The sequence below is a fragment of the Nocardiopsis salina YIM 90010 genome (genome assembly GCF_000341025.1).
Lineage (GTDB): Bacteria > Actinomycetota > Actinomycetes > Streptosporangiales > Streptosporangiaceae > Nocardiopsis > Nocardiopsis salina.
In genome coordinates this window covers 1-14,432 of record NZ_ANBF01000013.1, presented here as the reverse complement: position 1 = coordinate 14,432, position 14,432 = coordinate 1, and the positions used below count along the sequence as shown (strand labels likewise).

The following is a 14,432-nucleotide window of genomic DNA, read 5'->3' as shown; positions in this document are numbered from 1 at the left end:
CGGACTCACCCCGCCGGGCCGGTCAGCTGTCGCGCACGGTCACGGGCGCCGGCGACCGCGGCCTGACCCAGGCTGATGCCGCCGTCGTTGCAGGGCACACGGGCGTGTGTCAGCACACGCAGGCCGCGGGCGCGCAGGCCCCGGACCACTCCCGCGTACAGCACCGTGTTGACGAACACCCCGCCCGAGAGGGCGACCGTGGAGCGTCCGCTGCGCCGGGCGATCACATCGCAGGCCGCGACGACCGCGCCGCACAGGCCGCGGTGGAAGCGCGCGGCGACGCGGCCCGCGTCGGCCCCGGCCAGCACGTCCTCGGCCACCGCACGCACCAGGTCGGTGGTGCGCACCCGCAGCTGCTCGCCTCCGTCCACACGCGCGGTGTAGGCGCCGTCCTCGTCGGGATCGACGAGCTGTTCCAGCTCCACCGCGGCCTGGCCCTCGTAGTTGACCGAATCGCGCACGCCCGCGATCGCGGAGACCGCGTCGAAGAGTCGGCCCGCGCTGGAGGTCAGGGGTGCGTTGACCCCGCGCCGGGCCATGGTGACCACGGTGTCCCAGTCCGTGCCCCGGCGCCGGCGCAGGTCCAGGCCCTCGGGGACGCGGCCCTCGAACGCATGGTCCAGGTGCGCGGCGGCCATCCGCCACGGGTGCCGGATCGCCGCCGCGCCCCCGGGCATGGGGACCGGGTCGAAGAACCCGGCCCGGGTGAAGCCGGCCAGGTCGGCGAGCAGGAACTCCCCACCCCAGATCGTGCCGTCGGTGCCGTAGCCGGTGCCGTCCAGCGCCACGCCGATCACCGGTTCGTCGGTGCTGTTGTCGGCCAGGCACGCGGCGATGTGCGCATGGTGGTGCTGGACCCCGACCCGTGTCATACGGGTGAGCGTGTGGGCGTGTTTGGTCGACAGGTACTCCGGGTGCAGGTCGTGCGCGACCACCTCGGGGTCGATCTCGAACAGGGACTGCAGGTGCGCGATCCCGTCGGTGAAGGAGCGCAGGGTCTCCAGGTTCTCCAGGTCGCCGATGTGGTGGGAGACGAACGCACGCCGGTGCGTGGCCAGGCAGAAGGTGTTCTTCAGCTCGGCCCCGCACGCCAGGACGGGGCGCGGCCAGAGCCAGGGCACCTGGACCGGTTCGGGCACGTACCCGCGTGAGCGCCGGATCAGCACAGGCGCCCCGCCCTGGACGACCGGCGGGCGGACCACGGAGTCGTCGGTGCGCGTGTGGATGGCCCGGTCGTGGGTCAGGAAGGCGTCGGCCAGCGGTGCCAGGCGGGGGAAGGCGTCCTCGTCGCGGTGGGCGATGGGTTCGTCGGAGGTGTTTCCGCTGGTCAGGACGACCGGTTGTCGGGTGGCACGCAGCAAGAGGGCGTGCATCGGGGTGTAGGGCAGCATCAGCCCCAGGTCGCGGTTGCCGGGGGCGACCGAGGGCGCCACCGGTGCATCGGCTTTACGGGGCAGGAGCACGATGGGGCGCCGCCTGCTGCACAGCAGTTCCTGCGCCTCGGCGTCGACCTCGCACAGTCGGCGGGCCTGGCGAAGGTCGGCGACCATGACGGCGAAGGCCTTGTCCTCGCGGTGCTTGCGCGCGCGCAGCGTGGCGCACGCGTGCGCGTCGGCGGCGCCGGCGGCCAGGTGGTACCCGCCCAGCCCCTTGACCGCCAGGACCGCACCCGCGGCGAGCAGCGCGGCGGCCCCCTCGAGCGGGTCACCGGCCAGCGGGCTCCCGTGGGCGTCCACCAGCGACAGGTGCGGGCCGCACCGGGCACAGCACACGGGTTGGGCGTGGAAGCGCCGGTCGGCGGGGTCGGTGTACTCGGCCTCGCACCGGGCGCACATCCGGAAACCGGCCATCGTTGTCTTGGGCCGGTCGTAGGGGATGCCGGTGACGATGGTGAAGCGGGGGCCGCAGTTCGTGCAGTTGATGAACGGGTACCCGTGACGGCGGTCCCCGGGGTCGTCCAGTTCGGCCAGGCAGTCCTCGCACGTGGCGCTGTCGGCGGCGACGAGTGTTGTGGCCCGCCCTCCTGCCCCGCTCTGCCGGATCGAGAACCCGGGCTCGCCCGTGGCCGGCACCGTGGTGCTCCGGACGGTCTCCACCTGGGCCAGGGGAGGGGCCTCCTCCTGCAGGGCGCGCACGAACGTGCGCACCCGCGCCTCGGGTCCCTCGGCCTCGACGAAGACCCCGTCCACGTCGTTGCCGACGAACCCGGTCAGCCCAAGACGAGTGGCCAGGGCGTACACGAAGGGCCGGAAACCGACCCCCTGCACCACCCCGGTGACCCGTGCCCGTGTGCGGATCGGCTCCTCCATGGGCTCAGTCTGTCACCGCGTGCGCCCACGGGGGCGCTCCGGCCCGGACCGGCGTGGCCGCCGACCAGGTGCGCTCCCCGGCGGCAGAGCTCGCCACCGGTGTGGACCGCGGTTGAAAACGTGCGGCGAAACCCCTTATCGTTCAGAAATCACATCAATCGTTCACTGAACGATTCTTGTGCGTCGGATGCCCCGTCGGAGAGGAAGACATGCCGCGTTCACCGGGTGATGAGAGGGTCCCGCCACGGATCCGGCGCAGGACCGCGCTCCTGGGCGGGGCCGCAGCCGTGGGTGCGGCCGGCCTGGCGACCGGTTGCTCACGCACGGGGGCCGAAGCGGCGCCCTCGATCCCCGAAGGGGCCGCCACGGGCACACCGGCCGACGGCGGGGTCCTGCGCATCGCCCGCCCGCCCGCATCACAGGCAGAGACACTGGACCCAGCCGACTCCCTGTCGGCCTACGAGTACCTCGGCGCGCTCTACAACCGCCTCGTGCGCATGGACGACGACGGCGAGACCGTCCCCGACCTGGCCGCCGAGTGGGAGTCCGACGACGAGGGCACCATCTGGACCTTCCGCCTGCGCGAAGGGGTGGACTTCCACGACGGCACCCGGTTCACCTCCGCCGACGCCGCCTACACCTTGCGTCGCCTCCTGGACCCCGACCTCGCCTCGCCCCAGGCCACCGTGCTGACCCCGCTGCTCTCATCCGAGGGCGTGCACACCCCCGAACCGGGTGTGCTCCAGGTCGAACTCGACACCCCCAACTTCGAGTTCCCCGCCCTGCTGACCAACTACCACTGCTACGTGGTCCCCGACGGCAGCGGCGACAGCATCGGTGAGAGCGGGATCGGCACCGGCCCCTTCCGGCTGGAGGAGTTCTCACCCGGGGGCCGCGGACGCGTCGTCGCCCACGATGACCACTGGGAGGGGCGGCCCGTCCTGGACGCCATCGAGATGTTCGCGATGACCGACATCCAGGCCCGCACCAACGCCCTGCTCGCCGGCCAGGTCGACCTGCTCTCCCAGACCAACCTCGACTTCGCCACCGCCCGCGTCGTGGCCGCCTCCGACCGTGCCACCATCGCCCGCTCGGTCAACGCCCAGTGGTACGTGCTGCCCATGCTCACCACCGCCGAGCCCTTCACCGACGTGCGCGTGCGCCGGGCCATGAAGGCCGCCTACGACCCCGTGCACCTGCTCGACGTCGCCCTGCAGGGCACCGGCGTCCTGGGGGAGGACAACCCCGTACCTCCCGACACGCCCTACTGGGCCGAGCACACGATCGAACGCGACCCCGACCGCGCCCGCGCCCTGCTCTCCGAGGCCGGCCGCGACGGGCTCCAGGTGGACCTGTACACCTCCACCTACGACCCGGTCTTCACCCCGATGGCCCTGGCCTTCCGCGACTCGGTCGCCGACGCCGGCATCGACGTGCGCGTGCGCAACGCCTCCGCCGACTCCTACTACACCCAGATCTGGATGCAGCGGCCCCTCATGGCCACCTACTGGTACACCGGCCGCCCCGCCGACCAGCTCCTCAACCAGGTCTTCCGCAGCGGCTCCTCCTACAACGAGACCGCCTGGTCCGCCCCCGACTTCGACGACCTGCTGGACGCGGCCCGCAGCACCGCCGACGAGGACCGCCGCCGCAGGCTCTACCAGGACGCCCAGCGCCTGGTCGCCGAGGAAGGGGGCGCGATGACGCCCATGTTCGCCGACCGCCTGGTCGGGCTCTCCCGAGAGGTCCTCAACTACCACGAGTCCGGGTTCGAGTTCGACTACCTCAACATCGGATTGAGGCCCTGATGCTCCTCTACACCTGCCGGCGTCTGGTGTCGGCGGTCCTGACCGTGTTTCTGTCCGCGGTTCTGGTCTTCGCCGCCGTGCAACTGCTGCCCGGGGACGTGGCCACCCAGGTCCTGGGCCAGGACGCCACCCCCGAGGCCGTGGCCGCGCTCCGCGACCAGATGGACCTCAACCGTCCCGCCGCCGTGCGCTTCCTCGACTGGATCGCCGGCGCCGTGCGCGGGGACTTCGGGATCTCCCCTGTCTCGGGCGAACCCGTCGCCGACCTGCTGTGGCCGCACCTGCGCAACACCATGCTCATCGCGGTGTCCACCGTCGCTGTGGCCGTGACCTCCTCCGTCGTGCTCGGGGTCGTGGCCGGCCTGTACCGCGACCGCTGGCCCGACACCCTCATCTCCGCTCTCACCCTCATCGGGATGAGCATCCCGGAGTTCGTCATGGCCACCCTGCTGGTGCTGCTGCTGTCCATCACCGTGCCCGTGCTCCCCGCCGTCGTGCTCGACGAGGCCACTGCGCCCGTGGCCGATCTGCTGCCGGCCGTGGTCCTGCCCACCATCGCCCTGTCGGTGGTCATGACCGCCTACATCGTGCGGATGACCAGGACCAGCGTCATCGACGTCATGGCCAGCGAGTTCGTCACGACCGCGCGCCTCAAGGGGCTCAGCACCCCCCGCGTGGTGGTGCGCCACGCACTGCCCAGCGCCCTGCTTCCCACACTCAACGTCATCGCCATGAACGTGGCCTGGCTCGTCGGGGGCGTGGCCGTCGTCGAGAACGTGTTCAACTACCCCGGGATCGGTCAGCTCATGCTGGAATCCGTACACAACCGCGACCTGCCCGTCCTGCAGGCCATCGCCGTGATCAGCGCCCTGGTCTACGTCCTGTGCAACCTGGCCGCCGACCTCGGTGCCATGGCGCTCAACCCGCGCCTGCGCACCGGTGGGGGGAGCCGGCGATGAGCGAGTCGAACCGCAACAGCCCCTCCACCCCGAACAGGGCGACCGCACACCCCGCGGGAAGGAGCATGCGCGCCCTGCTGCGCTCACGCACGGCATGCGTCGGCCTGGGCCTGGTCCTGCTCCACCTGGCCGTGGCGGCGCTCGCACCACTGCTGACCTCGGCCTCACCCACGGCCAACGTTCCCGACGACGCCTTGCTGGGCCCGGGCAGCGACCACTGGCTCGGGACCGACGCCCTGGGACGCGACGTCCTCACCCGGGTGCTGTACGGCGGCCAGTACGCGCTGGCCGTCTCCTTCGCCGCCACCGCCTGCGCCGTCGCCCTGGGAACCGTGCTGGGGTGTGCGACCGCGCTCAAGGGAGGCCGTACCGACGGGGCCCTGATGCGTGTGCTGGACGCGGTCCTGGCCATCCCGCCGATCCTGGCGCTGCTGGTCGTGGTAACCGTGCTCGGCGCCGGGCCCCTGGTCATCGTCCTCGCCGTCACCCTGGTCTACACACCGCAGGTCGTACGTGTGGTGCGTGCCGCCGCTCTCGGGGTTGCCCCGCTCGACTACGTCACGGCTGCCCGGGCCCGAGGAGAACGCACGCTGCCGATCCTGCTGCGCGAGGTCCTGCCCAACATCGTGCACGTGGTCGCCGTCGAGTTCGCCATGCGCGCCTCGTGGGTGGTCCTGCTCATCAGCTCACTGTCGTTCCTGGGCTTCGGCGCCGACCCGCCCACCCCCGACTGGGGGCTCATGATCTCGGAGAACCGTACCGCCATGGTGGTCCTGCCCTGGGCGACCCTCGCCCCGATCATCGCACTGGCCACCCTCGTCGTGGGTCTGAACCTCTCGGCCGACGGCCTGTCCCGGCTCTGGAACGTGGACCGAAGCGAGGAGGCCTCGTGAACACCGAGAGTACCGACCCCCTGGTCAGGGTCGAGAACCTGTCCGTGGCCTACACCTCCGAAGGTACCGACGTCCCGGTCGTACGCGGAGTCTCCTTCGAAGTCGCGGCCGGACGCACGTTGGCCGTGGTCGGCGAGTCCGGTAGCGGCAAGTCCACCGTCGCAGCCACCCTCCTCGCCCACCTTCGCCACGGCTCCAGGATCACCTCCGGCCGCGTCGAACTGGCCGGGGAAGACCTCTTCGGCCTCGACAGGGCGGGTGTACGACGGTTGCGCGCACACGACGTGGCCCTGGTCGGGCAGAACGCGGGCCACTCCCTCACCCCCTCCATGCGGGTGGGCGCGCAGATCGAGGAGTCCCTGCTTCCCCAGCGCCTGTCGCGCCGCGAACGGCGTGCCAGGGTCCTCTCCCTGGCCGGGAAGGTGGGACTGCCCGAACCCGAGCGCCTGCTGCGCCGTCACCCCCACCAGCTCTCCGGGGGACAGCAACAACGCGTCGCGATCGCCATGGCCCTGGCCGCGCGCCCCCGCCTCCTGGTCCTGGACGAGCCCACCACCTCCATGGACGTGGTCACCCAGGCGCGCATCCTGGACCTGGTGGCCGACCTGAGCCGCGAACTCGGCCTCACCTCGATCCTGGTCAGTCACGATCTGGGCGTGGTCTCGCGCATGGCCGACGAAGCCCTCGTGATGCGTGAGGGAGCCGTGGTGGAGCAGGGCCGCGCCCAGCAGGTCCTGACCGCCCCCGAGCACCCCTACACCCGGCTCCTGCTCGCCTCCGTGCCCCGACTCGAGGACCGCGGCCTCGCCGAGGTCGACCAGGACGGAACCCGCACCGTACGCCCCCGTACACCGGTGCCCGCGGACACACCCGACGCGGTCTCGCTGCAGGACGTGACCGTCGACCACGGTTCCACCCGCGCCGTCGACGGTGTCACTCTCCGCCTGCGCCGCGGCGAGGTCCTGGCCCTGGTCGGAGAATCCGGCAGCGGCAAATCGACCCTGGCGTGGTCCCTGGCCGGACTCCACGCCTCCTCGGGCGGGCACATGCTGCTGCACGGCCCCACCGAGGGCGATCTGGCCGCTACTGCACGGCGGCGCCCCCTCGACGTGCGACGCCGTGTGCAACTGGTCTTCCAGAACGCCGACACCTCACTGAACCCCCGCCGCATCGTCCGGGAAGCGGTCCGCCGCCCGCTGCGCTTCTTCGGGGGCAGATCCCGCCGGGAGGCCGACCGGGACGCCCGCACCCTGCTGTCCGACGTCGCCCTGGACCCGGACCTGTCCGGACGGCTGCCCGGACAGCTCTCCGGCGGCCAGCGCCAGCGGGTCGGGATCGCCCGCGCCCTGGCGGGGGACCCGCAGGTGGTCGTGGCCGACGAGGTCACCACCGCCCTGGACGTATCGGTGCAGGCCTCGGTGCTGGCCCTGCTCGAACGGCTGCGCGAGGAGAGGGATCTGGCCTTCGTCTTCATCAGCCACGACCTCGCGGTGGTCCGCGGCATCGCGGACCGGGTCGCTGTCCTGCGCCACGGCCGTGTCGTGGAGGAGGGGCCGGTGGAGGCGGTCTTCTCCGGACCCAACCACCCCTACACACGGAGCCTGATCGACGCGGTCCTCGACCCCTCCGACACCTACGCGCCCGGACCCGCCCCGTCGCACCGGCCACCTGAGCCGCCCCCGGACACCGGCGACGACCCCACGTGGCACGACCTGGGTGGGGGCCACCGCATCCGGCGGTGGGAGGAGACCGGGGCCGAGGCCTCCCCGGACACCTGAACACCACCGCACCGACGCACACCGGCAACACCAGCACACACCACGAACGGGGGACCATGCACCACAGAGAACACTTCGACAGGGACGTCGAGGTGCACGAGACCTGGATCCCGATGAGCGACGGCATCCGATTGCACGCGCGCATCTGGTTGCCGACCGACTCCGAGGACCGTCCGGTCCCGGCACTGCTGGAGTACCTGCCCTACCGCAAGGGTGACTGGACCGCGCCCCGCGACGCCCAACGCCACCCCTACTACGCCGGCCACGGCTACGCGTCGGTGCGCGTGGACCTGCGGGGGTCGGGCAACTCCGAGGGGGTCATGCTCGACGAGTACAGCGAGCAGGAGATCCAGGACGGCGTCGAGGTCGTGCACTGGCTGGCGCAGCAGCCCTGGTCCACCGGCAGGGTCGGCATGTTCGGGATCTCCTGGGGCGGCTTCAACTCGCTGCAGATCGCCGCACGGCGCCCCGAACCCCTCAGGGCGATCGTCACCGTCTGCTCGGCCGACGACCGCTACGACAACGACGTCCACTACATCGGCGGGTCCGTCCTGGGCATCGATATGGCCGGGTGGTCGGGGACGATGCTCGCCTTCACCGCACNCTGCCTGCCGATGTGGCGCGAGCGCCTCGACAACCTCGAACCGTTCATGCACACCTGGCTCGCCCACCAGGAACGCGACGACTACTGGCGCCACGGCAGCGTGTGCGAGGAATATACGGCACTGGACGCCGCGGTGCTGGCCGTGGGCGGCTGGGCCGACCCCTACCGGGACACCGTGCTGCGCCTGGTCGAGCACCTGCCCGGTCCCGTGCGCGGGATCCTCGGCCCCTGGGCGCACCAGTACCCAGACATCGACCTGCCCCCAGGGCCGCACGTCGGCTTTCTCCAGGAGACCGTGCGCTGGTGGGACCACTGGCTCAAGGACACCGACAACGGGGCCATGGACACCCCTCGTCTGCGTTCCTACGTGCAGGAACCCGTCGCCCCAGCCACCGCCTACACCGAGCGCCCGGGACGCTGGACCTCGGACGACGCCTGGCCCTCGCCCCTGACGGAGTGGACCCGCACGCCCCTGGGCAGCGAGGGGCCGGTCACCGTGCACAGCCCCCAGCACACCGGGGTGGACGCCGGACGGTTCTTCCCCTACGGCAACTCCACCGACCTGCCCCCCGACCAGCGGGAGGAGGACGGGCGTTCCACCTGCTTCGACGGGCCCGTCCTGGAACGGCGCACTGAGATCCTCGGCCGTGCCCGCGTGCGTCTGCGCATGGACGCCGACCACCCCAGGGGCACCGTCGTGGTCCGTGTGTGCGACGTCGCCCCCGACGGAAGCTCCACCCTGGTCACCCGGGGCGTGATGAACCTCAGCAGCCGCCACGGCAGGGACCGGGTCGTGCCCTGGCAGCCGGGCACCCCCGAGGACGTCGAGGTCGAGCTCTCCGGGCCCGGCTACGCCTTCCCGGCCGGCCACCGCATCCGGGTGGCACTCTCCACCGCCTACTGGCCCTGGGTCTGGCCGCAGCCCGACGATGCGGCACTGACGGTGTGGCCCGACCGGAGCACCCTGCTGCTGCCCGAACGGCCCGTGGGTTCCGACCGGGACCGCGCCCCCGTGGTCTTCGAGGGGCCCGAACAGGCTCCCCCGCTCCCGATCGTGCGGGGGAGCGCCGAGACCCGGCCCGAACGCCTCGTCAGCCATGACGTGGGCACAGGTGAGTGGGTCCTCGACGTCGACCCCAATTACGGGGGATCGCGCACCTACCCCGACGGGCTCGTCTACACCGAGAAGGCCCGCGAGCACTACCGGATCCGGGTCGACGACCCGTTGTCGGCTGTGGCACGATCCGAATGGCAGATCAGCATGGAACGACAGGGATGGGACGTCCTGGTGCGCACCTCGAGCGAGCTCAGCGCCACCGCCGACCACTTCCGCGTGCACAGCCGGGTCGAGGCCCTTTCCGACGGCGAGGTCGTGGCGGACCGCACCTGGGAGCGCCGCATCCCCAGGACCGCGGGGTGAGCGCGGCCGACGAGGGGACCACCCGCACCGGCGGCCCCCGGCGCAGGGCCGTCTCGCCCGACCGGCGCACCCGGCAACCCACCGAGGTGCGGCGCCGCCTCATCCTGGAGGCCGCCGTCCCCCTCGTCCTCGAACACGGCGTGGGCGGGGTGGGCCTGCGCGACATCGCCCGTGCCGCCGCGGTCTCGGTCGGAACCGTGACCTACCACTTCGGCGGGATCGGCGAGATCATCGGCGAAGCCGTCTCCATCGAGATCGACGCCTACTACCGTCCCCTGGGGGAGCGGATGCTGTCGGCGCCCTCCGCCGTGGACGGGCTCGACGTGCTGGTCGAAGGGGTCTTCAGCACCGAGACCGACCAGCACTGGCGCCTGTGGTTCGAGAGCTGGGCCGCCGACGCGGTGCGGGCGCCCGACACCCTCCAGCGCCGCCGCTACGAGGACTGGTCGGACCGCATCGCCGAGCTCGTCGAACGCGGCCGCGCCAGCGGGGAGTTCCTCTGCGACGACGTCGCCGAGACCACGGTCCGCTTCAGCGCCCTGGTCGACGGCCTGGCCCTGAGGCGCCTGCGCGGCGCCCCGCCCCTGAGCATCGACCAGGCCCGCGCTCACCTGCGCCGCTTCCTGGCCTCGGAACTGGCCTTGGAGACCACCCCCTGAACGGCGAAGGGCCGGCCCCGCCCACGGGGCCGGCCCGCACGGCCTCAGCCGATCGCTGCGGCCGCGGCACGGCCGGCGGTACGGCCGGAGAACATGCACCCGCCCAGGAACGTGCCTTCCAGGGCGCGGTAGCCGTGCACACCGCCGCCGCCGAACCCGGCGGCCTCACCGGCGGCGTAGACGCCCGGCAGCGGGCTGCCGTCCGAGCGCAGCACCCGCGCGTCGAGGTCGGTGTGCAGGCCGCCCAGTGTCTTGCGTGTGAGCAGGTGCAGGCGCACCGCGATGAGCGGGCCCGCCTTCGGGTCGAGGATCTGGTGCGGGGCGGCCACCCGGCCCAGCCTGTCGCCCCGGTAGGAGCGCGCGTTGTGGATCGACATCACCTGCAGGTCCTTGGTGAAGTCGTTGGCCATCTCCCGGTCGCGCGCCACCACTTCGCGGGTGACCGTGTCGGCGTCCAGGGCCCCGTCGCCGGCGATCTCCTGCATCTTCCGGATCAGTGCCGGGAGCCGGTCGGCGACCGCGAAGTCCACGCCGTGCTGCTTGAAGGCCTCGACCGGACCCGGTGCTCCCGGCAGTACTCGCTGCAGGACCAACTTCAGGTCCTTGCCGGTGATGTCGGGGTTCTGCTCCGAACCCGAGAGCCCGAACTCCTTCTCGATGATCTTCTGGGAGAGCACGAACCACGTGTACTCGTGGCCGCTGCCCATGATGTGCTCGAGGGTGCTCAGGGTGTCGAACCCGGGAAAGTTCGGTGCGGGCAAACGTCGACCCGTCGCGTCCAGCCACAGCGACGAGGGCCCCGGCAGGATCCGGATCCCGTGGCGCTTCCAGATCGGATCCCAGTTGGTGATGCCCTCGGTGTAGTGCCACATCCGGTCGCGGTTGATGATCTGCGCACCGTTCTTCTCCGCGATCCCCAGCATCCGCCCGTCCACGTGCTCGGGCACACCGGACAGCATGTGCTCGGGGGGCTCGCCCAGCCGCTCGGGCCAGTTGCTGCGCACCAGGTCGATGTTGCCGCCGATCCCGCCGGAGGTGACCACCACCGCCTGCGCCGACAGTTCGAACTCCCCGGCGGTGTCCCGGTTGCTGGCCTGCCCGCGTTCGATGTCGCTGGGCGCCAGCACCGTGCCGCGCACGCCGGTCGCCGTTCCGTCCTCGATCACCATCTCGTCGACCCGGTGGCGGAACCGGAAGTCCACCAGCCCCCGGTCGGCGGCCGCACGCACCCGGCGCTCGAACGGTGCCACCACGCCCGGGCCGGTGCCCCACGTGATGTGGAAACGCGGAACCGAGTTTCCGTGTCCGCCGGCCAGGTGTCCGCCTCGCTCGGCCCACCCCACGACGGGGAAGAACGACATGCCCATCTTCTTCAGCCAGGCGTATTTCTCCCCGGACGCGAAGTCCACGTAGGCCTCTGCCCACTTGCGCGGCCAGGCGTCCTCGGGCCGGTCGAACCCGGCCGTGCCCATCCAGTCCTGCAGGGCCAGCTCCGCGGAGTCGCGCACGCCCATCCGCCGCTGCTCGGGCGAGTCCACCAGGAAGAGCCCTCCCAGCGACCAGTGCGCCTGCCCGCCCAGGGACTGCTCCGGTTCCTGATCGACCAGCAGAACCCGCTTTCCCGCTTCGGCCAGCTCCGCAGTCGCCGCCAGCCCGGCCAGACCGGCGCCCACGACGATCGCGTCGGCCCGCTCTGTTCCCTCTCTCATCCGCTTCCCTTCGTCGGTCGGCCCGTGCCCCGGGCCGGGTGGGCGCGCCTGCCTCGACCGTGTCGCCCGCCGAGCCACCGCCACAAGGGGACGGGGCGCCGCGGCGGGCATCGGTGACCGGAGTGTGATCCGCGCCCGGGCAGATCCCGGGCGCCGACTCAGGCGCCGAAACGCACGAGGGAACGCCCGCCCCGGCCGCGGCGCATGCGTTCGAAGGCCTCGGGCAGGCTCTCCAGGTCGATCTCGTCGGTGATCATCGTGTTCAGGCGCAGCTCACCGGACCGCACCAGCTCGGCGACCACGGGGATGTCGCGCTCGGGGTCGCTCGAGCCGTAGACACACCCGCGCAGGGTCCGCGCCTGGTGGAAGAGCTCGAGGGCGTTGAAGGAGACTTCGTCCCCGATACTGCCCACGCCCACGACGGTGACGGTGCCCCCGCGCCGGGTCGCGTTCCAGGCCGCGCGCACGACCTTGGCCGACCCCACGACCTCGAAGGCGTGGTCCGCCCCGCGGCCCTCGGTCAGTGCGCGCACGCTCTTGGTCAGGTCGTCGTCGGCGACCACGAAGTCGGTCGCGCCCAGCGACCGCGCGAGCTCCTCCTTGTCGGCGGACACGTCCACGGCCACGAGCGGGTCGGCCCCGGACAGGCGTGCGGACTGCAGCACCGACAGGCCCACACCGCCCAGTCCGAGCACGACAGCGGACTGGCCCGGGCGCACCTGTGCGGAGTTGTTGACCGCGCCCCAGCCGGTCAGGACCGCGCATCCCAGCACTGCGGCCACGGCCGGGTCCACCCCGTCGGGCAGCGGGACCACAGCGTTGGCGGGGACGACGGTGGCCTCGGCGAAGGCGCCGATGTTGAGCCCCGGGTGAAGCGCGGTGCCGTCGGGGAGCTCGGCGTAGGGGCGTGCCGCGCCGTCCAGGGCGTGCTCGCACAGGTGGGGTTCGTCCTGGCGGCAGTGCCAGCACTCGCGGCAGGCCGGCTCCCAGTTCAGGACCACGCGCTGGCCGGGAGAGAGGCCCGGCACGCCCTCGCCCACGGCCTCGACGGTCCCGGCGCCCTCGTGGCCCAGGACGGCCGGCCATTTCTGCCGGGGCAGGGTCCCGTCGGACAACGAGAGGTCCGAGTGGCACACACCCGCGGCCGCCAGGCGTACACGCACCTGCCCGGGGCCGGGGTCGGGGAGAACGATCTCGCTGATGCGGGGGTCGGCGTTCTGACCGTCGAACACGGCGGCCTTGACGGTGGTGGGCATCGGGGGAGCCTCCAATCGCGGACTGCCGCGACTGTAGCAATACCGACCAGTCGGTCAAGTCCCTGGGTGTCGGCCATAGGGGGAGGGGAGTGTCCACGATGTGGTCTTCATCAGGCTCTGCCCGGGTATATCTCCCTCGTTCAGGAGCAGGAGGCAACGGAGCCGACTGGAGGTCCCATGGCCCGAACAAGCGCCGATCAGGCACAGAACCCACGCCACTTCCTCATGTGCCCGCCCGCGCACTTCGCGGTCGAGTACGCCATCAACCCCTGGATGGACCCCTCGGCGGGGGTGGACCGTGACCGCGCCCTGCGCCAGTGGCGCGGGCTGCGCGACCTCTACCGGTACCTGGGCCACCGGGTCAGCGAGATCGACCCCATCGAAGGCCTGCCCGACATGGTCTTCGCCGCCAACGGGGGCCTGGTCGTGGAGGGCCGGGTCTACGGCGCCCGGTTCGCCAGCGCCGAACGCACCCCCGAGGGCCCCGCCTACATCGACTGGTTCCGCAAGAGCGGATACACCGAGACCCTCGAACCCAAGTACGTCAACGAGGGCGAGGGCGACTTCATCACCCTCGACCGCCTCGTCCTGGCCGCCACCGGCTTCCGCACCGAGGCCGCCGCCCACCAGGAGGCCGAGCGCTTCCTCGGCCGCCCCGTGGTCACCCTGCAGCTCGTCGACCCCCGCTTCTACCACCTGGACACCGCACTGTTCGCCCTGCCCGGCGACAACGTGGCCTACTACCCCGGTGCCTTCTCCCGCGGCAGCCTGCGCGTGCTCGAGGCCCTCTTCCCCGACGCCCTCCTGGCCACCGAACACGACGCCGCCGCCCTGGGGCTGAACTCGGTGTGCACCGGCGACGACGTCGTCATGGCCGCCGAGGCCACCGACCTGGCCGAACGTCTGCGCGAACGCGGGCACACCGTCCATCCCGTGCACCTGGACGAACTCCGCAAGGCCGGTGGTGGAGCCAAGTGCTGCACCCTCGAACTGCGCCCTGCACCGCGCTGACCCGCCTCCGTACCCGTCGCTCAGGT

General features: G+C 71.9%; 10 protein-coding genes. 7 read left to right on the top strand and 3 right to left on the bottom strand.

Annotated elements, in window-relative coordinates; genetic code table 11:
* Positions 1 to 5: 5 nt before the first annotated feature.
* Entirely contained in the window at positions 6 to 2,309 is a 2,304-nt protein-coding gene (hypF, locus tag D474_RS0101245; RefSeq protein WP_017611781.1) for a carbamoyltransferase HypF, read from the bottom strand.
* A gap of 209 nt (positions 2,310 to 2,518) precedes the next feature.
* Here hypF and D474_RS0101240 point away from each other — a divergent pair, with 209 nt between their 5' ends.
* The 6 genes from D474_RS0101240 to D474_RS0101215 all read left to right on the top strand — a co-directional run bounded on the left by D474_RS0101240 (position 2,519) and on the right by D474_RS0101215 (position 10,430).
* Positions 2,519 to 4,117 carry an ABC transporter substrate-binding protein gene (locus D474_RS0101240; protein WP_026118071.1) on the top strand — a complete coding sequence of 533 codons (1,599 nt, stop codon included), beginning with the start codon at positions 2,519 to 2,521 and terminating at the stop codon, positions 4,115 to 4,117.
* Entirely contained in the window at positions 4,117 to 5,076 is a 960-nt protein-coding gene (locus tag D474_RS0101235) for an ABC transporter permease (RefSeq protein WP_017611779.1), read from the top strand. Before D474_RS0101240 ends, D474_RS0101235 begins: the two co-directional genes overlap by 1 nt.
* On the top strand, positions 5,073 to 5,969 hold the full coding sequence (locus D474_RS0101230) for an ABC transporter permease (RefSeq protein ID WP_026118070.1): 897 nt from the start codon (positions 5,073 to 5,075) through the stop codon (positions 5,967 to 5,969). The genes D474_RS0101235 and D474_RS0101230 overlap by 4 nt, the downstream gene beginning before the upstream one ends.
* A complete protein-coding gene (locus D474_RS0101225; RefSeq protein ID WP_017611777.1) occupies positions 5,966 to 7,747 on the top strand; it encodes a dipeptide ABC transporter ATP-binding protein in 1,782 nt (593 codons plus the stop codon). Before D474_RS0101230 ends, D474_RS0101225 begins: the two co-directional genes overlap by 4 nt.
* A 56-nt stretch (positions 7,748 to 7,803) precedes the next feature.
* Positions 7,804 to 9,771, top strand: a complete 1,968-nt coding sequence (locus tag D474_RS0101220; protein ID WP_026118069.1) for a CocE/NonD family hydrolase — start codon at positions 7,804 to 7,806, stop codon at positions 9,769 to 9,771.
* Positions 9,768 to 10,430 (top strand): TetR/AcrR family transcriptional regulator, encoded by a 663-nt coding sequence (locus tag D474_RS0101215; protein ID WP_017611775.1) that lies wholly within the window; start codon positions 9,768 to 9,770, stop codon positions 10,428 to 10,430. The genes D474_RS0101220 and D474_RS0101215 overlap by 4 nt, the downstream gene beginning before the upstream one ends.
* 44 nt (positions 10,431 to 10,474) lie before the next feature.
* Here the strand turns inward: D474_RS0101215 and D474_RS0101210 are convergent, their stop codons facing one another.
* Both D474_RS0101210 and D474_RS0101205 read right to left on the bottom strand, forming a co-directional pair.
* Entirely contained in the window at positions 10,475 to 12,139 is a 1,665-nt protein-coding gene (locus D474_RS0101210) for an FAD-binding dehydrogenase (RefSeq protein ID WP_017611774.1), read from the bottom strand.
* Between the two features lie 158 nt (positions 12,140 to 12,297).
* Positions 12,298 to 13,395 carry an alcohol dehydrogenase catalytic domain-containing protein gene (locus tag D474_RS0101205; RefSeq protein WP_017611773.1) on the bottom strand — a complete coding sequence of 366 codons (1,098 nt, stop codon included), beginning with the start codon at positions 13,393 to 13,395 and terminating at the stop codon, positions 12,298 to 12,300.
* A 177-nt stretch (positions 13,396 to 13,572) separates the two neighbouring features.
* On the opposite strand from D474_RS0101205, the gene ddaH reads away from it, so the two are divergent.
* A complete protein-coding gene (gene ddaH, locus D474_RS0101200; RefSeq protein ID WP_017611772.1) occupies positions 13,573 to 14,406 on the top strand; it encodes a dimethylargininase in 834 nt (277 codons plus the stop codon).
* Positions 14,407 to 14,432: the final 26 nt, after the last annotated feature.

Bases quoted from the DNA above. Each gene is read 5' to 3' on its own strand.
- hypF (WP_017611781.1), bottom strand. From the start codon at position 2,309: ATGGAGGAGCCGATCCGCACACGGGCACGGGTCACCGGGGTGGTGCAG.
- D474_RS0101235 (WP_017611779.1), top strand. From the start codon at position 4,117: ATGCTCCTCTACACCTGCCGGCGTCTGGTGTCGGCGGTCCTGACCGTG.
- D474_RS0101205 (WP_017611773.1), bottom strand. From the start codon at position 13,395: ATGCCCACCACCGTCAAGGCCGCCGTGTTCGACGGTCAGAACGCCGAC.
- D474_RS0101210 (WP_017611774.1), bottom strand. From the start codon at position 12,139: ATGAGAGAGGGAACAGAGCGGGCCGACGCGATCGTCGTGGGCGCCGGT.
- D474_RS0101230 (WP_026118070.1), top strand. From the start codon at position 5,073: ATGAGCGAGTCGAACCGCAACAGCCCCTCCACCCCGAACAGGGCGACC.
- D474_RS0101240 (WP_026118071.1), top strand. From the start codon at position 2,519: ATGCCGCGTTCACCGGGTGATGAGAGGGTCCCGCCACGGATCCGGCGC.
- ddaH (WP_017611772.1), top strand. From the start codon at position 13,573: ATGGCCCGAACAAGCGCCGATCAGGCACAGAACCCACGCCACTTCCTC.